We start from the raw sequence: 23,911 nt of genomic DNA, 5'->3' as shown, positions 1-23,911 counted from the left end.
TCGGCGTCCCCGCGCTTGATACAAATTGCGCGCGCGTTCCTGTCAGTCGACGGTCGTCGCCCCCTCCCCTTCCCACCCTCCTTTCGCATGCCCTGGGAACGCCCGTGTTCGCCCCCCGCACCACTCCCTGGCCCCTCGTCGCCCTTTTCACGGCCGGGTACCTTCCTCCCTACCTGCTGCCCACCACCGTCGGCAGACTGGACACCGGCCTGCCGCTGACCGCCACGCAGGCGGGCGCCGTCGGCAGCGCGCTGCTGCTGAGCTCCGCCACCGCGGGCTTCCTGCTCGCCTCCCGGGTGCAGCGGATCGGCGCCCGGACGCTGGCCCGCTTCGGGCTCGTCCTGGCCGTCGTCGGCTACGGCTCCGCCGCGCTCACCGGCAGCGTCCCGGCCGTCGTCGCCGGCGCGGTCCTCGGCGGCTTCGGATCGGGCACCGCCACCACGGTCGCCGCCACCCGGATCGCGGCCGAGCGGGATCCCCACCGCGCCTCCACGATGGGCCTGCTGACGGTGTCCGCGCTGGCCGGCGCGGTGTATCTGACGGTGCCGCACCTGGGCCGGGCGCACGGACTGCCGCTGGCCGCGATCGCGCTGACCGCCCTCGCGGTGTGGCCGCTGACCGGCCGGCTGCCGGGCGGCACGGCCGCGTCGCCTGCCGCGCACGACACCGACCCCGCCACCGCGCTCCCCCGCCGCCGCTCCGGCCTCGTGCTCGCCGCCACCGTGCTGTGCTGGTCCCTCGCGCAGAACTCCCTGTGGGGCGTCAGCGGCCGGATCGGGCTGACGCAGGCCGGTCTGGGCGACGCCGCCCTCGGAGTCGTCTTCGCCGTCGCCCTGGGCGCCGGACTGGTCGGCGTCCTGGCGGCCGGCGCGCTCGGGCCGCGGCTGGGGCGGGCGATGCCCATCGGCGCGGGCACGGTGCTGATCGCGGGCTGCATCGCGGTGAGCGCGTCCGCGACCACCCCCGCGACCTTCGCGTCCGGGGAGATCGCCTGGAACACGCTGTACCCGGTCGTCCTGTCGTACCTGATCGGCCTCGCCGCCTCGCTCGACCCGCGCGGCCGGTGGGCGGTGCTCGTCGGCTCGGCGTCCTCGCTGGGCACGGCGGCCGGACCGCTGACGGGCAGCGCGCTGTCGGCGCAGGCCGGTTACGCGGGCATGGGCCTGGTGCTCGGCGCGGGGCTGCTGCTGGCCGCCGTGCCGATGACGGCCGTCGCCCTGCACACGGGCGGGCGCCCGCTGCTGCCCGGCGCGATCCGCCGCCGCGGCGGCACCCCGGCCGCCCTGGTCGCCGCCGCCACCGGCACGCCCAGCGGCGCGGTGCCGGAGGTCGGCGCCCTGGAGCAGCCCGTCGTCGAGATCGACGTGGACGCCCCGGCCCGCCCGGTGCAGCGCGCCTACGGCACGGCGGGACCCCGGGCGGCGGCCGCCACACCGGGGTCCGGGACCGGCTGAGTCAGGGCCCGGGCCGGCCTACGCCGTGGGGAACTCGTACGCCTCCACCTCGGCAAGGCAGCGCGCCCGCAGCTCCTCGTCGTCCTCCAGGAAGGAGGCGAGGAAGGAGTTGCGGGCCAGCTCCCGCAGCCGCTCGTCGGTGAGGCCCAGCGCGGCGCGCACGGCGTCGAGGTTGTCGCCCGCGTAGCCGCCGAAGTAGGCGGGGTCGTCGGAGTTGACCGTGCACATCAGCCCGGCGTCGAGCATCGCGGGCAGCGGGTGGTCGGCGAGGGTGTCGACCGTGCGCAGCCGGACGTTGGACAGCGGGCACAGCGTCAGCGGGACGCGCTCGCGCACCAGCCGCTCGACCAGCGCCGGGTCCTCCATCGAACGCAGGCCGTGGTCGATCCGCTCGACGCCGAGCACGTCCAGGGCCTCGGTGACGTACGCCGGCGGGCCCTCCTCGCCCGCGTGCGCGACGCGGCGCAGCCCGAGGGCGGCGGCGGCCTCGTACACCGCGCGGAACTTCGCCGGCGGGTGGCCGACCTCGGCGGAGTCCAGGCCGACGCCGGTGATGCGGTCCAGGTAGGGCTTCGCGGCGTCGAGGGTCGCGAGGGCCGACTCGGCGGACTCGTCGCGCAGGAAACACATGATCAGGCGGGTGGAGACGCCGTGGTTCTCCCGGCTGCGGCCCAGCGCCCGCCACAGGCCCTCCACGACGGTGCCCATCTCCACGCCGCGGGCGAGGTGCGCCTGCGGGTCGAAGAAGATCTCCGCGTGCCGTACGCCCTGGGCGGCGGCGCGGGCCAGGTAGGCGTCGGCGAGGTCCTCGAAGTCCCGTTCGGTGCGCAGGACGGCCATGAGCTCGTAGTACAGGTTCAGGAAGGACTGGAGGTCCTCGAACCGGTACGCCTCGCGCAGGGCCTCCGTGTCCGCGTAGGGCAGGGCGACTCCGTTGCGGGCGGCCAGCTCGAAGGCCAGCTCCGGCTCCAGGGTGCCTTCGACATGAAGGTGCAGTTCAGCGATGGGCAGGGGCATCGCAGCATCGTACGGCGAGGTCACCGGCGTTTCGGAACCGGGACTCGGTCCAGGTCACGGGCCACGGTCAGCTCCCCCTCGTACCCGGCGGCCCGCGCCTGCCGCTCGAACTCCCCCGGGTCCGGGTAGCGCTGGCTGAAGTGCGTCAGCACGAGGTGGCGTACGCCCGCCTCCCGGGCGGCCCGCGCCGCCTGGCCGGCGGTGAGGTGGCCGTGGTCGGCGGCGAGCTCCTCGTCCTCGTCGAGGAACGTCGACTCGATGACCAGCAGGTCGCAGCCCTCGGCGAGCTCGCCCACCCCCGCGCAGAGCCGGGTGTCCATGACGAACGCGAACCGCTGGCCCCGGCGGACCTCGCTGACCTCGTCCAGCGCCACGCCGTTCAGCACGCCCTCGCGCCGGATGCGGCCGACGTCGGGGCCCTCGATGCCGTGCGCGGCCAGCCGTTCGGGCAGCATGCGCAGGCGGTCGGGCTCGGTGAGCCGGTAGCCGTACGACTCGACGGGGTGCGAGAGCCTGCGGGCCTCCAGCGTGTAGGCGCCGGTGACCGCGAGGGGCCCGTCCGCGTCGACCGGCGCCTCGGTGAGGGCGACCGTCTCGCGGTAGGCGGTGGCGTACCGCAGGCGGTCGAAGAAGCGCTGCCCGGAGCGCGGGTAGTGGGCGGTGACCTCGTGCGGGACCCGGTCCAGGTTGATCCGCTGGATCACACCGGCGAGGCCGAGGCTGTGGTCGCCGTGGAAGTGCGTGACGCAGATCCGGTTCAGGTCGTGGGCGGCGACCCCGGCGCGCAGCATCTGGCGCTGCGTGCCCTCGCCGGGGTCGAACAGGATGCCCTCGCCGTCCCAGCGCAGCAGGTAGCCGTTGTGGTTGCGGTGCCGGGTCGGGACCTGGCTGGCGGTGCCGAGGACGACGAGTTCACGTACGGACACGGTGCCTGTCCGGGCCTATCCGGGGGGCCACTCGAGGCCGCGGCCGCCGAGGACGTGGGCGTGGGCGTGCCAGACGGTCTGGCCGGCGCCGGTTCCGGTGTTGAAGACGATGCGGTAGCTGTCCAGCTTCTCGTCGTCGGCGACGGCCTGGGTCTCGCGCAGGACGTCTGCGGCGGCCTGCGGGTCGGCGGCGGCGAGGGCGGCGGCGTCCTTGTGGTGCGCCTTGGGGATCACCAGGACGTGGGTGGGCGCCTGGGGGTTTATGTCGCGGAACGCGACGGTGGTGTCCGTCTCGCGGACGATGGTCGCGGGGATCTGACCCGCGACGATCTTGCAGAACAGACAGTCGTCCTGCGGCTCGCCTGCCATGGGCGCTCCTTACGGTGGTGATCTTCTGGGGGCATCGTAGCGAGCCGGGGTGCGCGGGGCGCCGCGCGCCGTGGTGGCCGCCGGATGGGTGTGCTTGCCCGCGCCTGCGGGGTGCCGCTGCGCCCACCCGTGCCGCCAGCGGCACGACTGCCCGCAGCTGGGACCGCCGGAGGCTATGGCAAGGCCGGTGGCGTCTTCGCCGGTGTCGCCTCCAGCGCCTCCAGCGCCATCCGGATCGCCTCGTCCAGCTGAGGGTCACGCCCCGCCACATGGTCCTGCGGCCGCTGCGGCACCTCCACGTCCGGATCGACGCCGTGGTTCTCCACGCCCCACCCGTACCCCTCCAGCCAGAACGCGTACTTCGGCTGCGTGATCAGCGTCCCGTCGACCAGCCGGTACCGGCTGTCGATGCCGATGACGCCGCCCCAGGTGCGGGTGCCGACCACCGGGCCGATCCCCAGCGCCTTGATCGCCGCGTTGACGATGTCGCCGTCGGAGCCGGAGAACTCGTTGGCGACGGCGACCACCGGCCCGCGCGGCGCGTCCAACGGGTAGCTGGCGGGCCGCATGCCGCGCGGCAGGTCCCAGCCGATGATCCGCCGGGCCAGCTTCTCCACGACGAGCTGGGAGGTGTGCCCGCCGCGGTTCTCGCGCACGTCGACGACCAGGCCCTCCCGGGCCACCTCGACGCGCAGGTCGCGGTGGAGCTGGGCCCAGCCGGAGCCGACCATGTCGGGCACGTGCAGATAGCCGAGCCGGCCGCCGGACGTCTCGTGGACGTGGGCACGCCGGTCGGCGACCCAGGCGTGGTAGCGCAGGGGTTCCTCGTCGGCGAGGGGGACGACGACGGCGTGCCGCAGCTCGCCGCCGCCGGCCGGGGAGACGGTCAGCTCGACCGGCTTGCCGGCCGTGCCGACGAGCAGCGGGGCCGGTCCCGTGACCGGGTCGACGGGCCGTCCGGCGACCGCGACGATCGCGTCGCCGGCGCGGACCGCGACGCCGGGCGCGGCGAGCGGGGAGCGGGCGTGCGGGTCGGAGGTCTCGGAGGGCAGGACGCGGTCGATGCGCCAGGTGCCGTCCTCGTGCCGGGACAGGTCGGCGCCGAGCAGGCCCTGCCGGGCGGCGCCGCCGTGGCCGCCGCGCGGGCTGACGTAGGCGTGCGAGGTGCCCAGCTCGCCGTGCACCTCGTACAGCAGGTCGACGAGGTCGTCGTGGGTGGCGAGGCGGTCCAGGACGGGGCGGTAGCGGTCGAGGACGCCGTCCCAGTCGACGCCGTTCATGTCGGACCGCCAGAAGTTGTCCCGCATGACGCGGCCGGTCTCGTCGAACATCTGGCGCCACTCGGCGGCCGGGTCGACGGTCTGCCGGACCCGGCTCAGATCGACGGTGATGTTGGTGTCGCTGTCCTCGTCGCCGGAGGCCCGCCGGTCGCTGGGGACGACCTTGAGGCGCCCGTCGGTCCACAGCAGCACCCGCTTGCCGTCGCCGCTGACCTCGAAGTGGTCGGCGTCGCCCGCGAGGTGCTCGACGCGCTGCTGGGCGAGGTCGTAGCGCTCCAGCTCGGTGTGCGGGTCGGGGTCGTCCGGGTTGGCGCGGGAGGCGCCGAGGACGCCGATGACGGGGTGGCGCAGCCACAGGACGCCGTCCTTGGCGGCGCGCAGCCGGGAGTAGCGGGCGGCCTCCACCGGGAAGGGCACGATGCGGTCGGCGAGGCCCTCGATGTCGATCCGGGTGGTCGGGGTGCCCTCGCTGTCGGGGGTCTCCTCGCGGTCCGGGGTCTCGAAGGGCCGGCCGTGGCGCTGCGGGCCGAAGGGCGACGGGGTGGTCGCGGCCAGCGTGATCAGGTACGGACGGGCGCCCTCGACGAAGGCCAGGTCGAAGACGTGCTCGTCGTAGACCGGGTCGAAGGAGCGGGTGGAGAGGAAGGCGAGGTGCTTGCCGTCCAGGGTGAAGGCGGGCGAGTAGTCGCGGAAGCGCAGCGGGGTCGCCTCGCTCACCGACAGGTCGGTGGTGTTGGCGAGCTTGAGCTGGCGCAGCGGGGAGGGACCGGGGTGGGACCAGGCCAGCCAGGCGGAGTCGGGCGAGAAGACGAGGCCGGAGGCGTCGCCGTCCTCGCTGCGGTCGACCTCGCGGACCTCGCCGGTCTCCCGCTCGACGAGCAGGACGCGTCCGTCGTGCGAGGCGACGGCGGCGCGGCTGCCGTCGGGGGCCATCGCGAGGTTCAGGACCCGGCCGAGCTGCCCGGCGGCGAGCCGGCGCGGGGTGGCGCCGGGCGCGAGGCCGGTGGCGGGCGCGAACTCCAGGGCGTCGTCGCCCTCGGCGTCCGTCACCCACACCACCCACTCCTCGCCGTCGGCGCGGAAGGCGCGGGGCAGCCGGGTGCGTACGCCGGGCGTCGCCGCGAGGGCGCGGGCCGGGCCGGAGCGGTGGGTGACCCAGTGGACGCCGCCGCGCACGGAGACGGCGCTGCCGCGGGCGGTGTGGTCGGGGGACGCGGCGCCGAACCAGTGGGCGGCGTTGACCGGGTACGGCTGGAGGTCGACGCGTGAACCGCCGAGCCGGATGTCCAGGCGGCGCGGCTCGGCGCCGTCCAGGTCGTCCAGCGTCCACAGCTCACCCGCGCTGGAGTAGACGACGCGGGTGCCGTCGGTCGCGGCGTGCCGGGCGTAGAAGCCGTCGATCGGGGTGTGCCGGCGCAGGTCGGAGCCGTCGGCGAGGGAGGAGTAGAGGGCCCCGGTGCCCTCGTGGTCGGAGAGGAAGGCGACCCGCTCGCCGACCCAGAACGGGTACTCGATGTTGCCGTCGAGGTCGGCGTGCAGCCGGACGAACTCGCCGTCGTCCTCGGCGTCGATCCACAGCTTGCCCGCCGTGCCGCCCCGGTACCGCTTCCACCAGGCGGCCTCGCGGCCCATCGTCACGGACAGCAGCACGGTGTGCGGCCCGTACGCGACGTCGCCGACGGGCCCGTAGGGCAGGGTGGTGGCGGGCCCGCCGTCCAGCGGGACGGCGCGGGCCCAGGTGCGGCGCAGGCTGGCCTGGCCGTGGGTGCTGAGGGCGAGGACCTCTCCCTCCGGGGTCCAGCCGCGGACCTGTGTCTTCGCGCTGCCCCAGTGCGTGAGGCGTGTCGCCGGGCCGCCGTCGACGGGGGCGATGTGCACCTCGGGGGCGCCGTCGCGGGTGGAGGTCCAGGCGACGGTGGTGCCGTCGGGCGAGATGCGCGGGTGGTTCACCGGCATGTTGTCGGCGCTGACCCGCCAGGCCCGGCCGCCGTCGAGCGGGGCGAGCCACACGTCGTCCTCGGCGGTGAAGGCGACCAACTCGCCGTGCGGGTGCGGAAAGCGGAGGTAGGCAGGCGCTGCGGGCTGAGTCACACGCACAGCCTATGCAGGGGTGGGGGTCGATCGACAGGGGTTCGATCACTTCACGCCCCGGCGCACGGGAGGGCTACGGCGGCCCGGACGGGCGAAGGCGGCCACGGGCGGGCTACTTGCCCTCCACCGGGCGGCAGTACGGATCGTCCGGGCACCAGATGGTCCGGGTGACGGTCACGGTGGGTCCGGGACCGTTCTGGGAGGGCCGGCCGGCCGGCGGGGCGCTCGCGGCGTCGCAGTCGCCCAGCCCCTTGACCCGGAACCACTCCTTGCCGTCCACCTTCGCGGTCAGATCGCCGCGCACACAGGCGCCGTTGACGACGCGGGTGACCTCGCCGTCGACGGCGAGGTCCTGCCCGCCGTCCGTCTTCCCCTCGCAGTGCACGGAGGCGACGGTGTGCGCGGTCGCCGAGGCGGTGCCGTCCCGGTCGCCCAGGGAGGCGGTGCAGGTGAGCCACCGCACCTCGGCGTCCCGCCGCTCGAGTTCGCGCGTCACGGTCTGGTCGGTCGTGTAGGCCACGGTCGCGGAGCTGAGTCCGCCCGGGTCGCACGCGACGAGTCCGCCGGCGGCGACGGCCGAGCCGACGACCACCGGAGCGATGCGCCAAATCCGTCTCAATGCCCCCATGGAGGGCAGCCTGCCACCGCTGCGGCACGCGCGGTAGGGCGCAAACGGCCACTCCTCACTACCGTGGACGGATGAGCACCAAGCGCCGCCGCCGGAAGCTCGTCGTGGACGAGACCGCCGTCTACGTGTGGTCGGTGAGCCATCGGCACAGCACCGAGGGACCCTGCGCGGAGGTGCTCTCCCTGCGCCGGGACGGGACGACGACGCGTCTCGTGTTTCAGGGCGGCGAGGGGCGTTTCGTCCCCGACGGATGGCTGCACTCGGGGTGCGTGGCGATCGGCGAGGAATCGCTCAACCTGCACGAACCCGGTGTCGTACGGGGATTCGTCGACGAGGCGGCCCGGCGCGGGCTCCTCGGCGGGCCCGCGGAGCTGGACGGCTGGGAGCTGTTCCCGGCGGTGGCGTCGGCCCCCGGCGGACCGACGACCTGACGGCCCGTCAGGACCAGCGGCCGGTGCGGGCCAGCAGGACGGCCGTCGCCGCGGTGCCCGCGGTGGAGGTGCGCAGCACACTGCGGCCCAGCCGGTAGGGCTTCGCCCCGGCCTCGGCGAACAGGGCCAGCTCCTCCGGGGACACGCCGCCTTCGGGCCCGACGACCAGCACGATGTCGCCGGAGGCGGGGAGTTCGGCGGCGGCCAGCGGCTCCTCGCCGCTCTCGTGGAGCACGGCGGCGAAGGCCGCGTCGGCCAGAAGTGACGCAACCTGCCTGCTGCTCGCCGCGTCCGCGACGTCGGGGAAGCGGACCCGGCGGGACTGCTTGCCGGCCTCCCGGGCCGTCGCCCGCCACTTGCCGAGCGCCTTCAGGCCCCGGTCGCCCTTCCACTGCGTGATGCAGCGGGACGCCGCCCACGGCACGATCGCGTCGACCCCGACCTCGGTCATCGTCTCGACGGCCAGCTCACCGCGGTCGCCCTTGGGCAGGGCCTGGACGACGGTGACACGGGGCTGCTCGGCGGGCTCCTCGCGCACGCTCTCCAGGCCGGTGACGACCAGGCGGTCCTTGCCCTCGGCGGCCTTCACCACGCCCTCGGCCCAGCGTCCGCGCCCATCGGTGAGGACGACGTCCTCCCCGGCCCGCAGCCGCTTCACGGAGACGGCGTGCCGTCCCTCGGGGCCGTCCAGGACGTACTCACCGCCGGGCAGGTCCTCCGGCCGGAGCGCGTCGACCACGAACACCGGAGCCGTCATCGGCCCGCACCTCCCGTCATGTACGGCGACAACGCCGTACCGACGGACGCGAGTTCGGCGACGAGCACCTCCACGAGCTGCCCCGCGGGCAGCTCCCGGGCCAGCCGGTGGCCCTGCCCCGCCCACAGCGCCATGCCCTGCGCGTCACCGGCCTTCGCCGCGGCCTTGCGCAGCGGCGAGGTGAGGTGGTGCACCTCGGGGTAGGCGGCGGGGGCGTACGGGCCGTGCTCGCGCAGGAAGCGGTTGACCAGGCCGCGGGCGGGGCGGCCGGAGAAGGCGCGGGTCAGTTCGGTGCGGACGAACAGCGGGTTGGTCAGCGCCTCCTTGTGCAGGGCGTGCGCCCCGGACTCGGTGGTGGCGAGGAAGGCGGTGCCGAGCTGGGCCGCGCTCGCGCCGGCCGCGAGGACCGCGGCGATCTGGGCGCCGCGCATGATGCCGCCGGCGGCGACGACGGGCAGGCTCACCGCCTCCCGGATCTGGGCGACCAGCGACAGCAGCCCGATCCCGGCGCCGCCGGTCTCCGGGTGGTCGCGGTGGGTGCCCTGGTGTCCGCCGGCCTCGACGCCCTGGGCGATCACCGCGTCGGCGCCGGACCGCTCGACGGCCCGGGCCTCGTCGGCGGTGGTCGCCGTGACCAGGGTGAACGTGCCGACGCGGTGGAGCGAGTCGACGACCTCGCGGCTCGGCACCCCGAAGTGGAAGGAGACCACGGGCACCGGGTTGTCCAGCAGCACCGCGAGCTTGGTGTCGTAGCCGTCGTCCCGGCCGCAGTCGGGGTCGCCCAGCTCGGTCTCGTACCAGGCGGCCTCGCCGGCCAGCTGATGGGCGTAGACGCCGACGGCCGCGGGGTCGGCCGACTCCGGCTGCGGCATGAACAGGTTGACGCCGAAGGGGCGTGAGGTCAGCCCCCGCAGCTGCTTGATCTCCTGGTACATGCCGTCCGCCGTCTTGTACCCGGCGGCCAGGAACCCCAGCCCTCCCGCCTCGCAGACCGCGGCGGCGAGCTGCGGCACGGAGACGCCGCCCGCCATGGGCGCCTGCACGATCGGCTGGGGGAAGAGATCGGTCAGTGCGGAGGACATGAGCGCATGTTGTCACGTCCTCCGCACAAGTCCGAATCCGGGCTTCCGTCGGCACAGGCCAGGAGCATCAGCCCACGAAGCCCTGCCGGCGTCCCCGTGTCAGCGCCCGTTGAAAGCGTCCTTCAACCGCGAGAACAGCCCCTGCTGCCCCGGCTGGAACTGGCCCTGGGGCCGTTCCTCGCCGCGGAGCTTGGCCAGCTCGCGCAGGACGCGTTCCTGCTCGGGGTCGAGCTTGGTCGGGGTGGTGACCTCGACGTGGACGACGAGGTCGCCCCGGCCGCCGCCGCGCAGGTGGGTGACGCCGCGCCCGTGCAGCGGGATCGACTGGCCGGACTGGGTGCCCGGGCGGATGTCGACCTCCTCCATGCCGTCGAGCGTCTCCAGCGGCACCTTCGTGCCGAGGGCCGCCGCCGTCATCGGGATGGTGACCGTGCAGTGCAGGTCGTCGCCGCGCCGCTGGAAGGTGGAGTGCGGCAGCTCGTGGATCTCGACGTACAGGTCGCCGGCGGGGCCGCCGCCGGGGCCGACCTCGCCCTCGCCCGCGAGCTGGATCCGCGTGCCGTTGTCCACACCGGCCGGGATCTTCACGGTCAGGGTGCGCCGCGAGCGGACCCGGCCGTCGCCCGCGCACTCGGGGCACGGGGTCGGGACGACGGTGCCGAAGCCCTGGCACTGCGGGCAGGGCCGGGAGGTCATGACCTGGCCCAGGAAGGACCGGGTGACCTGCGAGACCTCACCGCGACCGCGGCACATGTCACACGTCTGCGCCGAGGTGCCGGGCGCCGCGCCCTCGCCGTTGCAGGTGTTGCAGACGACCGCCGTGTCGACCTGGATGTCCTTGGTCGTCCCGAAGGCCGCCTCGTCCAGCTCGACCTCGATGCGGATCATCGCGTCCTGGCCCCGGCGGGTGCGCGAGCGCGGACCGCGCTGCGACGCCGTGCCGAAGAACGCGTCCATGATGTCCGAGAAGTTCCCGAAGCCCCCCGCGCCGAAGCCGCCCGCGCCACCGCCGCCGGCCTGCGAGAGGGGGTCGCCGCCGAGGTCGTAGACCTGCTTCTTCTGCGGGTCCGACAGCACCTCGTAGGCGGCGTTGATCTCCTTGAACCGCTCCTGGGTCTTCGGATCGGGGTTGACGTCCGGGTGCAGCTCGCGGGCGAGCCTCCGGAACGCCTTCTTGATCTCGTCCTGGGACGCGTCGCGGCGTACGCCGAGTACGGCGTAGTAGTCCGTGGCCACCTACGACTCCGCCAGGATCTGTCCGACGTACCGTGCCACTGCGCGTACCGCTCCCATCGTTCCCGGGTAGTCCATGCGGGTCGGTCCGACCACGCCGAGCTTGGCAACCGCCTCGCCGCCCGAACCGTAGCCCACCGACACGACGGACGTGGAGTTGAGTCCTTCGTGGGCGTTCTCATGACCGATACGGACGGTCACGCCCGGATCCTTCGCCTCGCCGAGCAGCTTGAGGAGCACGACCTGCTCCTCCAGCGCCTCCAGCACCGGCCGGATCATGAGGGGGAAGTCGTGCCCGAAGCGGGTGAGATTGGCGGTGCCGCCGATCATCAGCCGCTCCTCGTTCTCCTCGACCAGTGTCTCCAGCAGGGTGGAGAGCACGGTGGAGACCGTACCGCGGTCCTCGGCCTCGAAGGCCTCCGGAAGATCCTCGACCAGGCCCGGCACGTCCGAGAAGCGACGGCCGGCGACCCGGCTGTTGAGCCTCGCCCGCAGATCCGCGAGGGACGCCTCACCGAAGGGCGCCGGGCAGTCGACCATGCGCTGCTCGACCCGCCCGGTGTCCGTGATCAGCACGAGCATCAGGCGCGCGGGCGCCAGGGAGAGCAGCTCCACGTGCCGCACGGTCGAGCGGGTCAGCGAGGGGTACTGAACGACGGCGACCTGCCGGGTGAGCTGCGCGAGCAGCCGCACCGTGCGGGCCACCACGTCGTCGAGGTCGACGGCGCCCTCCAGGAAGTTCTGGATGGCACGCCGCTCCGGCGCGGTCATCGGCTTGACGCCGGCCAGCTTGTCGACGAAGAGCCGGTAGCCCTTGTCGGTCGGGATGCGCCCCGCGCTGGTGTGCGGCTGCGCGATGAACCCCTCGTCCTCCAGGGCCGCCATGTCGTTGCGCACGGTGGCCGGGGAGACGCCGAGGTTGTGCCGCTCGGTGAGGGCCTTGGAGCCGACGGGCTCCTCGGTGCCGACGTAGTCCTGGACGATGGCGCGCAGCACCTTCAGCCTGCGTTCACTGAGCATCGCGCACACCTCCAGAAGTTGTCCGCCCGGTGTTCCTCCTGGCACTCACCGTGTACGAGTGCCAGACTTCCCCGGCCCAGTGTACGGCCGTGGGGTACGCCCCCGGCAAGGCCGGGGCACCGCCGTCGTGCCCCGGAGGCGTACAGGCCCTACCGTCGCCGTTGTGACGGTGACTTGGGAAGACCTGGGGTGGGAGCGGCTGGCGGCCGGGGTGGGGCGGTGCCGCCTGCCGGGGTGGGACTGCACGGCCGGGCTGGTCGTCGGCGCCGACGCGGCGCTGGCGGTCGACGCCGGCTCGAGCCTCGGCGAGGGCGCGCGGTTGCGCGTGGCGGCGCAGCAGCTCGCCGGGCACCGTGTGACGCATCTCGCGCTGACCCACCCGCACTTCGACCACGTCCTCGGCGCCCCGGCCTTCGCGGGCGCCGAGGTCTTCGGCGCGGTGGGCACGGCCGCGGTGCTGGCGGGCGCCGGCCGGGAGGCGCTGCGGGCGGACGCGGTGGCCGAGGGCCTGGACGCCGGGCTCGCGGAGGAGGCCGTGGACGCCCTCGTCGCGGTGCGCCACGAGGTGTGCGGCGAGTGGACGCTCGACCTGGGCGGCGGCCGGCAGGTGCTGCTGGCCAACGTGGGCCCCGGGCACACCGGTCACGACCTCGCGGTCCTGGTGCCGGGCGACCCGGAGACCGTGTTCTGCGGGGACCTGGTCGAGGAGTCCGGCGAGCCGCAGGCGGGCCCCGACGCCGTACCGTCGCGGTGGCCGGCGGCGCTGGACCGGCTGCTCGAACTGGGCGGCGAGGACGCGCTGTACGTACCCGGTCACGGAGCGGTGGTGGACGCGGCGTTCGTGCGGGCCCAACGGGACGCGCTGGCCGCGCGGTTCGGCGTGTCGCGTTGATCGTCGCGCGGGCGTTCCTCGTATCGTCGGCAGAATGCGCCAGTACTCCGCCGACCTGACCCCGCCGTGGAAGAAGCCGCAGCCGGTGCCCGAGGTCCCGGCCGACCCCGGTCTGGTGGTCGAGGAGCCCGGCACCGGATTCTGCGGCGCGGTGATCCGCTGCGAGGCGGGCACGGTGACGCTGGAGGACCGCTTCGGCAAGCACCGGGTGTTCCCGATGGAGCCGCGCGGGTTCCTGCTGGAGGGCCGTGCGGTGACCCTGGTGCGGCCCGCCGCGGGCCCGGCTCGTCCCACCCGTACGGCGTCCGGTTCGGTGGCCGTCCCCGGCGCACGCGCGCGCGTGGCCCGCGCCGGGCGCATCTACGTCGAGGGACGGCACGACGCCGAGCTGGTCGAGAAGGTGTGGGGCGACGACCTGCGCATCGAGGGCGTCGTCGTGGAGTACCTGGAGGGCGTGGACGACCTCCCGTCGATCGTCGCCGACTTCGCCCCCGGCCCGGACGCCAGGCTGGGCGTGCTGGTGGACCACCTGGTGCCGGGTTCGAAGGAGTGGCGCATCGCGGAGGCGGTGACGAGCGAGCACGCACTGGTGGTGGGGCACCCCTACATCGACGTCTGGGAGGCGGTGAAGCCGTCGTCGCTGGGCATCGAGGCGTGGCCGCGGGTGCCGCGGGGGCAGGACTGGAAGACGGGGGTGTGCCGGGCGCTGGGCTGGCCGGCGGACAACACGGGTGCGGTGTGGCAGGCCATCCTGGCCAAGGTCGGCTCTTACAAGGACCTGCGGCCGGAGCTGCTGGGACGGGTCGAGGAACTGATCGACTTCGTGACGACCTGAGGATCTCGCCCCCGCCACCCCTTCCCGTCCCGACCCGGGGGCTCCGCCCCCGGACCCCCGCTCCTCAAACGCCGGAGGGGCTGATTTCAGCCCGTCCGGCGTTTGAGGACGAGGCCGTTCAGGCCGAAGCGGGGGTCTGGGGGCGCAGCCCCCAGGGTCGGGAACGGGAAGGGGCGGCGGGGGCGAGAACAGACCCGGGTCAGTCCACCAGGTCCCGCACCACCGCGTCCGCCAGCAGCCGTCCGCGCAGGGTGAGGACCGCGCGGCCGTCGTCGTACGGGCCCCGGTCCAGCAGTCCCTCGGACAGGGCCCGCCGGGACGCGGCGAGGCCGGCGTCCCGCAGCAGCGACAGCGGGACGCCCTCCCGCAGCCGCAGCTCCAGCAGGATCCGCTCCACCCGCCGGTCCTCGTCCGTCAGCACCTCACGCCCGGCCCCCGGCGACCTCCCCGCCGCCAGCGCCCCCGCGTACGCGCCGGGATGCTTCACGTTCCACCACCGCACCCCGCCCACGTGCGAGTGCGCCCCGGGGCCGGCCCCCCACCAGTCGGCGCCCCGCCAGTACAGCTCGTTGTGCAGGCACCGGCCCGCCTCCGAGGTGGCCCAGTTCGACACCTCGTACCAGTCGAAGCCCGCCGCGGAGAGGGTCTCCTCGGCGATCAGGTACCGGTCGGCGTGCACGTCGTCGTCGGTCATCGGGACCTCGCCGCGCCGGATGCGCCGGGCGAGCTGCGTGCCCTCCTCCACGATCAGCGCGTACGCCGAGACGTGGTCGGGTCCCGCGCCCAGCGCCGCGTCCAGCGAGGCCCGCCAGTCGTCATCGGACTCCCCCGGTGTGCCGTAGATCAGGTCGAGGTTGACGTGGTCGAAGCCCGCCGCGCGGGCCTCGGCGACGCACGCCTCGGGACGGCCGGGGGTGTGGGTGCGGTCCAGCACCTTGAGCACGTGCTGCTTCGCGCTCTGCATCCCGAAGGAGATCCGGTTGAAGCCGCCTTCGCGCAGCGTGGCCAGGTACGCCGGGTCGACCGACTCGGGGTTCGCCTCCGTGGTCACCTCCGCGTCCGCCGCCAGCCCGAACTCGTCCCGGATCGCGCCCAGCATCCGCACCAGGTCGCCGGCGGCCAGCAGCGTGGGCGTGCCGCCGCCGACGAAGACCGTGCGGACCTCGCGCGGGTCGTCGCCGAGTACCTTGCGGGCGAGGCGGACCTCGTCGACGAGGGTCTCGGCGTAGTTCTCCCGGGAGGCGAGGACGCCGCCGGTGCCGCGCAGCTCGGTCGCGGTGTAGGTGTTGAAGTCGCAGTACCCGCAGCGGGTCGCGCAGTACGGGACGTGCAGATAGAAGCCGAGGGGGCGGTCGGCGGCCCCGGCGAGCGCGGACGCGGGCAGGGCGCCGTCGGCGGGGACGGGTTCGCCGTCGGGGAGTGCGGAGGGCATGCGTTCCATTGTCCCGTACGGCCGGGATTGCTCGGTCGCCCGGCTATTCGGCCTGGAGCACCATCAGGGCGAGGTCGTCCTCCGGTGGCCGGGCCCCGAACTCGTGCACCAGCCGCCGGATGCGCTCGGCGATCAGCCCGGCGTCCAGCCCCGCGCAGCCGGCGAGCGCCGCCGCGAGTCCGTCGCCGTCGTCGAACTGGCGGGAGCCGCTGCGCCGCTCGGTGACGCCGTCCGTCACGCACAGCAGGGTCTCGCCGGACCGCAGCTCGAAGGTCTCGCTGGTGTACGTGACGTCCTCCAGGACGCCGAGGAGGGTCCCCGGCTCGGCGACCGTGCGGACGGTGCCGTCGGGCGAGAGCAGCAGCGGCAGCGGGTGTCCGGCGGAGGCGAGGGTGCAGCGGACGACGCCGTCGCCGACGGGGACGAGCTCGCCGTAGAGCAGGGAGAGGAAGCGGGTCTGCGGTCCGTCGCCCGGGGCAACCGGACGGCCGCCGACGGCGACCAGGGCGCGGGCGGCGGCGTCCGCGGCCTCGGTGGCGTCGTCGAGGAGCAGCTGGTTGAGGCGGTCGAGGACGTCGGGGACGCCGTATCCCTCACGGGCCAGCAGCCGCAGCCAGGGCCGGGCGAGCCCGATGACGACGGCGGCCTCGGGGCCCTTGCCCTGGACGTCGCCGACGGTGAAGCACCAGCGGCCGTCGCCGGCCGGGAAGAGGTCGTAGAAGTCGCCGCTGGGGCCGCCCTTGTCGCACGGTTCGTAGACGAGGGCGCTGCGCACCCCCGGGATCTCGGCGACGGCGCCCGGCAGCAGGCCGCGCTGGAGGACGGCGCTGATGGTGGCCTGGCGGGCGTACTGGCGGGCGGCGCCGATGGCGAGCGCCACCCGGCGGCTGAGATCCTCCACCAGGCCGCTGATCTCGTCGGGGAAGCGGCGGGTGCCGGCCCGTCCGATGACCAGGGTGCCCAGCGGCCGTCCGCCGGCGACCAGGCGGTAGGCGAGCGCGGCTCCGTGCGCGGCGTGCGGGCCGAGGGCGGCGCCCGGCCAGGGATGGGCGACGGGGCCGGAGCGCCACGGTTCGCGGCCGCGGGGCGGCTCCTTCTCCAGCGCGAGCCACAGGTCGTCGACGCGGCTCTCGCTGCTGTGCCAGACGCGGGCCAGCCGCGCTCCCCCGGCCGCCCCGGTGTCGTCGCCCCAGGCTCCCCGGCCCAGGGACTCGTCGTCGAGCCACACGGCGCACCAGTCGGCGAGGCGCGGCACGATCAGCTGACCGGTGAGGGAGGTGACCAGGTCCTCGTCCAGCTGTCCGGCCAGCAGGTCGGAGGCCTCGGCGAGGAAGGACAGGGCGCCTCGGCCCAGCCACTCCCGGTCGTGGACGCCGCGCCGCGCGGACCCGGCCGTGGCCTCGCCCCAGTCCGGCCACTGCGCGCGCTCCGGCCCGTCCGCGCCGTCGGCCGTGTACACCCCCTCGGCGTACCCCTCGGCCGCGTACCCGCCGTCGGCCCCGCCCGTGCCGTCCGCCGCGCCCTCGGCGCCCGCCGGGCCGCCGCGCTGCCGCTCCCCGGCGTACGCCTCGACCGGGTCGCCGGTCCCGCCGCTCTCGCCGTGCGCCGCGGACAGGCGGGCCCACACCGTCTTGGTCCCCGGCCGGTAGGTGATGCCCCACGCCTCCGAGAGCGCGGCGACGAGCCCGAGGCCGCGCCCGTACTCGGGGGGCTCGTGCGGCGTCTCCCGGTCGCCGTCCCGCGGTGCGCGGGCGGGGTGCCGGTCGACGGCCTCGACGACGAGCGTGCCGGTCTCCTCGAGACGGCAGACCACGTCGACATCGGTCCCGGCGTGCACGACGGCGTTGGTGACCAGCTCGCTGACGACCAGCAGCGCGTCGGCGGTGAGCCGGCCGGTCAGCTGCTGCGCCCCGGGCAGGCCGAGCGCGGTCCAGTCGGCGAGGGCGGCCCGCACCATCGCGCGGGCCGCGCCCGGCGCGAGGGAGCCGGCGAGCAGGGTCACGTGCGCCCGCGCGCACTCCCGGGCGGACACCTCGGCTGCGGGCGCGGACGCCCCGCTGGCGCAGGAGACGGTCTCCCGTTGCGTCGGAATGGCCCCCATGGACGGCTCCCCGGGCAGTTCGTGCGAATACTTCTGGTTCGCAGTCGTTGCCGACAGAGTGACAGACCGGACCCGCGCGGACGCGCGGAGTTACCGAAGTGGGCCGCCATGGGTGAGAACCGTGCTAAGCGAATGCTCGAACACGGCCGCAGGACGGACATGTTCGAGCATCGGCCGTTCGCGCGGGTCCGCGTGCGGACCCGCGCGTACGGCGCCGCGCGTACCGAGCACGCGGCGCCGTTCCCGGGCTACGCCTCGCGTGAGCCCTCGTACATCTCCTCGATGAGGTCCTTGTACTCGCGCTCCACCACCGGCCGCTTCAGCTTCAGGCTCGGGGTGATCTCGCCGTGCTCGACGTCGAGGTCGCGGGGCAGCAGGCGGAACTTCTTGATGGTCTGCCAGCGCTGGAGGCCCTCGTTGAGCTGCTTGACGTAGCCCTCGACCATCTCGACCGTCTGCGGCGCGGCGACGACGTCCGCGTACGGCTTGCCCTCCAGGCCGTTCTCCTTCGCCCACTCGGTGATCGCGGCCTCGTCGAGGGCGATGAGCGCCGTGCAGAAGTTCCGGTCGGCGCCGTGGACCAGGATGTTGGAGACGTAGGGGCAGACCGCCTTGAACTGTCCCTCGACCTCGGCGGGCGCGATGTACTTGCCGCCCGAGGTCTTGATCAGGTCCTTCTTGCGGTCGGTGATGCGCAGATAGCCGTCGGGCGAGAGCTCGCCGATGTCGCCGGTGTGGAACCAGCCGTCGGACTCGAGGACCTCGGCGGTCTTGTCGGGCAGCTTGTGGTAGCCCTCCATGATGCCGGGGCCGCGCAGCAGGATCTCGCCGTCGTCCGCGATGCGCACCTCGGTGCCGGGCAGCGGCTTGCCGACGGTGCCGGTGCGGTAGGCCTCGCCGGGGTTGACGAAGGAGGCCGCGGAGGACTCGGTGAGGCCGTAGCCCTCCAGGATGTGGATGCCGGCGCCGGCGAAGAAGTAGCCGATCTCGGGCGCGAGGGCGGCCGAGCCGGAGATGCAGGCCCGCAGCCGGCCGCCGAAGGCCTCGCGGATCTTGGCGTAGACGAGCTTGTCGGCGACGGCGTGCTTGGCGCGCAGACCGGCGGGGGCGCTCAGGGTGCCGGTGCGCTTGAAGTTGTCCTGGGTGACCTGGGCGTACTCGCGGGCGACGCCGGCCGCCCACTGGAAGATCTTGTACTTGGCCCCGCCGCCCGCGCGCGCCTTGGCGGCGACGCCGTTGTAGACCTTCTCGAAGATGCGCGGGACGGCCGCCATGTAGGTCGGCTGGACGACCGGCAGATTCTCGATGATCTTGTCGACGCGGCCGTCGACGGCGGTGACGTGACCGGCCTCGATCTGGCCGGAGGTGAGCACCTTGCCGAAGACGTGCGCGAGCGGCAGCCACAGGTACTGCACGTCCTCCTGGGTGACCAGGCCGGTCGCGGAGATCGCCTTCGCCATGTACGCCCAGTTGTCGTGCGGCAGGCGCACGCCCTTGGGGCGGCCGGTGGTGCCGGAGGTGTAGATGAGGGTGGCGAGCTGGTCCTTGGTGAGTGCGCCCACCCGCTTCCTGACCAGCTCCGGGTCCGCCTCCAGGCGGGCCGCGCCGCGGCGCTCCAGCTCCTCGAGGGTGAGGACCCAGTCCTCGCCGGTGTCGGCGCCGGCCGCGTCGATGACCACCACGTGGGTGAGGTCGGGCAGCTCGGCCCGCTTCTCCCTGGCCTTGGCGAGCTGGGCGGCGTCCTCCGCGATCAGCACCCGGCTCTCGGAGTCGGACAGGATGTACGCCGACTCGTCCGCGTTGGTCTGCGGGTAGACGGTGGTCGTCGCGGCGCCGGCGCACATGATGCCGAGGTCGGTGAGGATCCACTCCAGCCGGGTGGAGGAGGCCAGGGCGACGCGCTGTTCCGGCTGCACGCCGAGCTCGATCAGCCCGGCGGCGATCGCGTAGACGCGCTCGGCGGCCTGCGCCCAGGTGAGCGACTTCCAGTCGTCCGGGCCCTCGCCCGAGGCCGGTGGGACCGGGTAGCGGTATGCCTCGGCGTCCGGCGTGGCCGCCACACGCTCCAGGAAGAGTCCCGCCACGGAGGGCGGACGGTTCTCGATCAGTGTCTGTGTGTCGCTCACGACATCCTCCGGGCCCGCGACGGTGCGGCTGGCTCAGGTGCGGCTGGTTTCACTCTCGGGCGGTGTTCGACGTGCTGCTCGCGCGACCGTTCCCGGCCGTTGTTTAACTCGCGAGTAACTATGGGGCAGGCATCAGAGTAAAGGGCGACCGGCCCGGGCGTAAGACTCCGCGCCCTGTCACTTCACACAAAGGGCCGCCCTGACATGCGAAGGGGCCCGCCGCACTTTCGCACGACGGGCCCCGACGCGTCCGCTTTGCCCGGGGTGCCCGGGAAGGGCCGCGGTTACTTCTTGGCCTTGCCCGACCCCGCGCTGTCATCGCTGGAGAGGACGGCGATGAAGGCCTCCTGCGGAACCTCCACGGAACCCACCATCTTCATCCGCTTCTTGCCCTCCTTCTGCTTCTCCAGCAGTTTCCGCTTGCGGGAGATGTCACCGCCGTAGCACTTGGCGAGGACGTCCTTGCGGATGGCGCGGATGGTCTCGCGGGCGATGACCCGTGAGCCGATGGCCGCCTGGACGGGCACCTCGAAGGCCTGCCGCGGGATCAGCTCCTTGAGCTTGGCGACGAGCCGTACGCCGTACGCGTACGCCTGGTCCTTGTGGGTGATCGCCGAGAAGGCGTCGACCTTGTCGCCGTGCAGGAGGATGTCGACCTTGACCAGGCTGGAGGTCTGCTCGCCGGTGGGCTCGTAGTCGAGGGACGCGTAGCCGCGCGTCTTCGACTTCAGCTGGTCGAAGAAGTCGAAGACGATCTCCGCGAGGGGGAGGGTGTAGCGGATCTCGACGCGGTCCTCGGAGAGGTAGTCCATGCCGAGCAGGGTGCCGCGCCGGGTCTGGCACAGCTCCATGATCGAGCCGATGAACTCGGTCGGCGCGAGGATCGTCGCCCGCACGACCGGCTCGTACACCTCGTTGATCTTGCCCTCGGGGAACTCGCTCGGGTTGGTGACGGTGTGCTCGGTGCCGTCCTCCATGACCACGCGGTAGACCACGTTGGGCGCGGTGGCGATGAGGTCGAGGCCGAACTCGCGCTCCAGCCGCTCGCGGATCACGTCGAGGTGGAGCAGGCCGAGGAAGCCGACGCGGAAGCCGAAGCCGAGGGCCGCGGAGGTCTCCGGCTCGTAGACGAGGGCGGCGTCGTTGAGCTGGAGCTTGTCGAGGGCCTCGCGCAGCTCGGGGTAGTCGGAGCCGTCCAGCGGATACAGGCCGGAGAAGACCATCGGCCGCGGGTCCTTGTACCCGCCGAGCGCCTCCTCGGCGCCCTTGTGCTGCGTGGTGACGGTGTCGCCGACCTTGGACTGGCGGACGTCCTTCACACCGGTGATCAGATACCCCACCTCGCCGACGCCGAGGCCGTCGGCGGAGAGCATCTCGGGCGAGTTGGTGCCGATCTCCAGCAGCTCGTGGGTGGCGCCGGTCGACATCATCCTGATGCGCTCGCGCTTGTTGAGCTGGCCGTCGATGACACGGACGTACGTGACGACACCGCGGTACGAGTCGTAGACCGAGTCGAAGATCATCGCGCGGGCGGGGGCGTCCTTGACGCCGACCGGGGCGGGGATCTCGGCGACGACCTTGTCCAGCAGCGCGTCGACGCCGAGGCCGGTCTTGGCGGAGACCTTGAGCACGTCGGAGGGGTCGCAGCCGACCAGGTTGGCGAGCTCCTCGGCGAACTTCTCGGGCTGCGCGGCCGGCAGGTCGATCTTGTTCAGCACGGGGATGATCGTGAGGTCGTTCTCCATCGCCAGGTAGAGGTTGGCGAGGGTCTGCGCCTCGATGCCCTGGGCGGCGTCGACGAGGAGGATCGTGCCCTCGCACGCGGCCAGCGACCGCGAGACCTCGTAGGTGAAGTCGACGTGCCCGGGGGTGTCGATCATGTTGAGGATGTGCGTGTTGCTCTTGTCGTGGGTGGGGGCCCACGGCAACCGCACCGCCTGGGACTTGATCGTGATGCCGCGCTCGCGCTCGATGTCCATGCGGTCGAGGTACTGGGCGCGCATCTGCCGCTGCTCGACCACACCGGTCAGCTGGAGCATCCGGTCGGCGAGCGTGGACTTGCCGTGGTCGATGTGCGCGATGATGCAGAAATTGCGGATCAGAGCCGGGTCGGTACGGCTCGGCTCGGGCACATGGCTAGGGATCGCGGGCACGCAGGGTCCTGATTCTTGAGGCGTCCGCAGTGTCTGCGGTCTCGGGTCGGATCGATACGTAGCCTCCATGGTCCCACGGGCGGGGACCATGGAGGGGTTTGGGAGGGGTTGGGGACGGGTTTGGGCCCGTCATCGGGCCGCTGGTAGTGTGGGGGGCTGTGTCTCATGCCCTCTCAGCGCGAGGCACACCTCAAGAAATCACCGGCCCGGGACCCGTGCGGCCCCGTGCCTGAACCTGAAAAGGCTCATTCGTGGCGAACATCAAGTCCCAGATCAAGCGGAACAAGACCAACGAGAAGGCCCGGCTGCGCAACAAGGCCGTCAAGTCCTCTCTGAAGACCGCGATCCGCAAGGCTCGTGAGGCCGCCGCCGCGGGCGACGCCGAGAAGGCCACCGAGTACCAGCGCGCTGCCGCGCGTCAGCTCGACAAGGCCGTCTCCAAGGGCGTCATCCACAAGAACCAGGCCGCCAACAAGAAGTCGGCGCTGGCGCAGAAGGTCGGCGCCCTCAAGGGCTGAACCTCTTATCTGGTCTGATCGCCGGAAGGACCCAGGGCGGGCCCTCTCTCATCCGCTCCCGTCCGGCACCCCGGACCCGTGCGCGGCCTGCGTTCGCCACGCGGGCATGGGTCCCCGAGCTTGATCCGAAGGCCCCGGCACCCGTCCTCCCCAGGACGGGCACCGGGGCCTTCGGCATGTCCTGGGTCGCCCTGGGAATGTCCTGGGTCGCCTGGGACCGACTTGGGGGTGTCCGGAGTCCCAGTAGGCCAAGGGGACGGTTACGCCCGTCCCCTTGAGCGCGCCGCCCGGGCGATGGTCACCACGGCCTTCTCCAGCGCGTACTCCGGGTCGTCACTGGCGCCCTTGACCCCGGCGTCCGCCTCGGCCACCGCGCGCAGGGCGACCGAGACGCCGTCCGGCGTCCAGCCGCGCATCTGCTGCCGGACGCGGTCGATCTTCCACGGCGGCATCCCCAGCTCGCGGGCGAGGTCGGCGGGGCGTCCGCCGCGCGCGGACGACAGCTTGCCGATGGCCCGCACGCCCTGGGCGAGGGCGCTGGTGATCAGCACCGGCGCCACTCCGGTCGCCAGCGACCAGCGCAGCGCCTCCAGGGCCTCCGCGGCCCGTCCCTCGACGGCCCGGTCGGCGACCGTGAAGCTGGAGGCCTCGGCGCGTCCGGTGTAGTAGCGCCCGACGACCGCCTCGTCGATGGTCTCCTCGACGTCCGCGGCCAGCTGGGACACGGCCGACGCCAGCTCCCGCAGGTCGCTGCCGATGGCGTCGACCAGCGCCTGGCAGGCCTCCGGGGTGGCCGAGCGCCCGGCGGTGCGGAACTCCGCGCGCACGAAGGCCAGCCGGTCGGCGGGCTTGGTCATCTTGGCGCAGGCCACCTCGCGCGCCCCGGCCTTGCGCGCGGCGTCCAGCAGGCCCTTGCCCTTGGCGCCGCCCGCGTGCAGCAGGACGAGGGTGATCTCCTCGGCGGGGGCCCCGAGGTACGCCTTGACGTCCTTGACCGTGTCGGCGGACAGGTCCTGCGCGTTGCGGACGACCACGACCTTGCGCTCGGCGAAGAGCGAGGGGCTGGTGAGCTCGGCGAGCGTGCCGGGCTGGAGCTGGTCGGGGGTGAGGTCGCGCACGTCCGTGTCGGCGTCGGCGGCCTTCGCGGCGGCCACCACCTCCTGCACGGCGCGGTCGAGCAGCAGGTCCTCCTGGCCCACGGCAAGGGTCACCGGGGCGAGTGGGTCGTCGTTCGCAGTCTTCCTGGCCATCGCGACAAGCATCGCACGCACCACCGACAACGAACCCCGCCCCACCACGCCCCGCGCCCCCGGCTACGGCTCCTCGCGCCAGCCGTCCCATTCCCGCGCGAACTCGTCCAGCGCGCCGGCGTCCAGCCGTTCGTCCTCGTCCCGCAGGACGACCAGCCACTGGGCGTCCTCCGCGTCGTCCTCACCGGCCAGCGCGTCCCGGACGAGCTGCGGCTCCTCGGCGAGCCCGAACCTCTCCCCCAGCTCCTGGGCCGCCTCTTCCGCGGCGTCACGGTCGGGCAGCACCAGGACATGTCTCACATCGCTCACGCGCCCC

20 protein-coding genes are annotated in these 23,911 nt (G+C 73.5%); 5 read left to right on the top strand and 15 right to left on the bottom strand.

Features of this window, described 5'->3' with window-relative positions:
- The first annotated feature begins 104 nt into the window (after positions 1–104).
- On the top strand, positions 105–1,454 hold the full coding sequence (locus AB0E77_RS18295; protein WP_361571528.1) for an MFS transporter: 1,350 nt from the start codon (positions 105–107) through the stop codon (positions 1,452–1,454).
- Positions 1,455–1,472: 18 nt separating this feature from the next.
- Here the strand turns inward: AB0E77_RS18295 and AB0E77_RS18290 are convergent, their stop codons facing one another.
- From AB0E77_RS18290 to AB0E77_RS18270, 5 genes are all read right to left on the bottom strand, one after another.
- Positions 1,473–2,471: an adenosine deaminase gene (locus tag AB0E77_RS18290; RefSeq protein WP_361571525.1), complete on the bottom strand. Its 999-nt coding sequence runs from the start codon at positions 2,469–2,471 to the stop codon at positions 1,473–1,475.
- Positions 2,472–2,491: 20 nt separating this feature from the next.
- Entirely contained in the window at positions 2,492–3,397 is a 906-nt protein-coding gene (locus tag AB0E77_RS18285) for a ribonuclease Z (protein ID WP_361571522.1), read from the bottom strand.
- Between the two features lie 15 nt (positions 3,398–3,412).
- Positions 3,413–3,766, bottom strand: a complete 354-nt coding sequence (locus tag AB0E77_RS18280) for a histidine triad nucleotide-binding protein (protein WP_361571519.1) — start codon at positions 3,764–3,766, stop codon at positions 3,413–3,415.
- 173 nt (positions 3,767–3,939) lie between these two features.
- Positions 3,940–7,143, bottom strand: a complete 3,204-nt coding sequence (locus AB0E77_RS18275; RefSeq protein WP_361571516.1) for a PDZ domain-containing protein — start codon at positions 7,141–7,143, stop codon at positions 3,940–3,942.
- A gap of 106 nt (positions 7,144–7,249) precedes the next feature.
- A complete protein-coding gene (locus AB0E77_RS18270; protein ID WP_361571513.1) occupies positions 7,250–7,765 on the bottom strand; it encodes a hypothetical protein in 516 nt (171 codons plus the stop codon).
- Positions 7,766–7,836: 71 nt separating this feature from the next.
- On the opposite strand from AB0E77_RS18270, the gene AB0E77_RS18265 reads away from it, so the two are divergent.
- Positions 7,837–8,196 carry a hypothetical protein gene (locus AB0E77_RS18265; RefSeq protein ID WP_361571510.1) on the top strand — a complete coding sequence of 120 codons (360 nt, stop codon included), beginning with the start codon at positions 7,837–7,839 and terminating at the stop codon, positions 8,194–8,196.
- Positions 8,197–8,203: 7 nt separating this feature from the next.
- Here AB0E77_RS18265 and AB0E77_RS18260 read toward each other — a convergent pair whose 3' ends face one another.
- From AB0E77_RS18260 to hrcA, 4 genes are all read right to left on the bottom strand, one after another.
- Positions 8,204–8,953: a 16S rRNA (uracil(1498)-N(3))-methyltransferase gene (locus AB0E77_RS18260; RefSeq protein ID WP_361571507.1), complete on the bottom strand. Its 750-nt coding sequence runs from the start codon at positions 8,951–8,953 to the stop codon at positions 8,204–8,206.
- A complete protein-coding gene (locus AB0E77_RS18255; RefSeq protein WP_361571504.1) occupies positions 8,950–10,035 on the bottom strand; it encodes a nitronate monooxygenase in 1,086 nt (361 codons plus the stop codon). The genes AB0E77_RS18260 and AB0E77_RS18255 overlap by 4 nt, the downstream gene beginning before the upstream one ends.
- Positions 10,036–10,134: 99 nt before the next feature.
- The gene (gene dnaJ, locus AB0E77_RS18250; protein WP_361571502.1) at positions 10,135–11,271 is read right to left on the bottom strand and encodes a molecular chaperone DnaJ; all 1,137 of its coding nucleotides are present in this window, start codon (positions 11,269–11,271) and stop codon (positions 10,135–10,137) included.
- Positions 11,272–12,288 carry a heat-inducible transcriptional repressor HrcA gene (hrcA, locus tag AB0E77_RS18245; RefSeq protein ID WP_361571499.1) on the bottom strand — a complete coding sequence of 339 codons (1,017 nt, stop codon included), beginning with the start codon at positions 12,286–12,288 and terminating at the stop codon, positions 11,272–11,274.
- A 163-nt stretch (positions 12,289–12,451) separates the two neighbouring features.
- Here hrcA and AB0E77_RS18240 point away from each other — a divergent pair, with 163 nt between their 5' ends.
- Positions 12,452–13,180, top strand: coding sequence for an MBL fold metallo-hydrolase (locus AB0E77_RS18240; protein WP_361571496.1), 729 nt, complete (start codon positions 12,452–12,454; stop codon positions 13,178–13,180).
- A gap of 34 nt (positions 13,181–13,214) precedes the next feature.
- Entirely contained in the window at positions 13,215–14,015 is an 801-nt protein-coding gene (locus AB0E77_RS18235; protein WP_361571493.1) for a DUF3097 domain-containing protein, read from the top strand.
- Between the two features lie 199 nt (positions 14,016–14,214).
- On the opposite strand, the gene hemW is transcribed toward AB0E77_RS18235, so the two are convergent.
- From hemW to lepA, 4 genes are all read right to left on the bottom strand, one after another.
- Positions 14,215–15,447: a radical SAM family heme chaperone HemW gene (gene hemW, locus AB0E77_RS18230; RefSeq protein ID WP_361571490.1), complete on the bottom strand. Its 1,233-nt coding sequence runs from the start codon at positions 15,445–15,447 to the stop codon at positions 14,215–14,217.
- Between the two features lie 43 nt (positions 15,448–15,490).
- Entirely contained in the window at positions 15,491–17,548 is a 2,058-nt protein-coding gene (locus tag AB0E77_RS18225; protein WP_361571487.1) for a SpoIIE family protein phosphatase, read from the bottom strand.
- Between the two features lie 248 nt (positions 17,549–17,796).
- A complete protein-coding gene (locus AB0E77_RS18220; protein ID WP_361571485.1) occupies positions 17,797–19,674 on the bottom strand; it encodes a long-chain fatty acid--CoA ligase in 1,878 nt (625 codons plus the stop codon).
- 284 nt (positions 19,675–19,958) lie between these two features.
- Positions 19,959–21,827 carry a translation elongation factor 4 gene (gene lepA, locus AB0E77_RS18215; protein ID WP_361571482.1) on the bottom strand — a complete coding sequence of 623 codons (1,869 nt, stop codon included), beginning with the start codon at positions 21,825–21,827 and terminating at the stop codon, positions 19,959–19,961.
- A gap of 251 nt (positions 21,828–22,078) precedes the next feature.
- Here lepA and rpsT point away from each other — a divergent pair, with 251 nt between their 5' ends.
- Positions 22,079–22,345 (top strand): 30S ribosomal protein S20, encoded by a 267-nt coding sequence (gene rpsT / locus AB0E77_RS18210; RefSeq protein ID WP_361571479.1) that lies wholly within the window; start codon positions 22,079–22,081, stop codon positions 22,343–22,345.
- Positions 22,346–22,605: 260 nt separating this feature from the next.
- Here rpsT and holA read toward each other — a convergent pair whose 3' ends face one another.
- Together holA and AB0E77_RS18200 are read right to left on the bottom strand one after the other, a co-directional pair.
- Positions 22,606–23,595 (bottom strand): DNA polymerase III subunit delta, encoded by a 990-nt coding sequence (gene holA, locus AB0E77_RS18205; protein ID WP_361571476.1) that lies wholly within the window; start codon positions 23,593–23,595, stop codon positions 22,606–22,608.
- 63 nt (positions 23,596–23,658) lie between these two features.
- Positions 23,659–23,904, bottom strand: coding sequence for a hypothetical protein (locus AB0E77_RS18200; protein ID WP_361571473.1), 246 nt, complete (start codon positions 23,902–23,904; stop codon positions 23,659–23,661).
- Between the last annotated feature and the right edge of the window lie 7 nt (positions 23,905–23,911).

Origin of the sequence: Streptomyces sp. NPDC032940 (assembly GCF_040636935.1) — a bacterium.
Classification (GTDB): Bacteria; Actinomycetota; Actinomycetes; order Streptomycetales; family Streptomycetaceae; genus Streptomyces.
The sequence above is the reverse complement of the archived record's forward strand: the minus strand, read 5'-3'. Positions and strand labels throughout refer to the sequence as shown.

What these genes read in the sequence shown, in the direction of transcription:
- AB0E77_RS18225 (WP_361571487.1), bottom strand. Translation starts at nt 17,548, where the DNA reads ATGGGGGCCATTCCGACGCAACGGGAGACCGTCTCCTGCGCCAGCGGG.
- AB0E77_RS18270 (WP_361571513.1), bottom strand. Translation starts at nt 7,765, where the DNA reads ATGGGGGCATTGAGACGGATTTGGCGCATCGCTCCGGTGGTCGTCGGC.
- hemW (WP_361571490.1), bottom strand. Translation starts at nt 15,447, where the DNA reads ATGCCCTCCGCACTCCCCGACGGCGAACCCGTCCCCGCCGACGGCGCC.
- hrcA (WP_361571499.1), bottom strand. Translation starts at nt 12,288, where the DNA reads ATGCTCAGTGAACGCAGGCTGAAGGTGCTGCGCGCCATCGTCCAGGAC.
- AB0E77_RS18290 (WP_361571525.1), bottom strand. Translation starts at nt 2,471, where the DNA reads ATGCCCCTGCCCATCGCTGAACTGCACCTTCATGTCGAAGGCACCCTG.
- AB0E77_RS18265 (WP_361571510.1), top strand. Translation starts at nt 7,837, where the DNA reads ATGAGCACCAAGCGCCGCCGCCGGAAGCTCGTCGTGGACGAGACCGCC.
- AB0E77_RS18260 (WP_361571507.1), bottom strand. Translation starts at nt 8,953, where the DNA reads ATGACGGCTCCGGTGTTCGTGGTCGACGCGCTCCGGCCGGAGGACCTG.
- AB0E77_RS18280 (WP_361571519.1), bottom strand. Translation starts at nt 3,766, where the DNA reads ATGGCAGGCGAGCCGCAGGACGACTGTCTGTTCTGCAAGATCGTCGCG.
- AB0E77_RS18255 (WP_361571504.1), bottom strand. Translation starts at nt 10,035, where the DNA reads ATGTCCTCCGCACTGACCGATCTCTTCCCCCAGCCGATCGTGCAGGCG.
- AB0E77_RS18235 (WP_361571493.1), top strand. Translation starts at nt 13,215, where the DNA reads ATGCGCCAGTACTCCGCCGACCTGACCCCGCCGTGGAAGAAGCCGCAG.
- holA (WP_361571476.1), bottom strand. Translation starts at nt 23,595, where the DNA reads ATGGCCAGGAAGACTGCGAACGACGACCCACTCGCCCCGGTGACCCTT.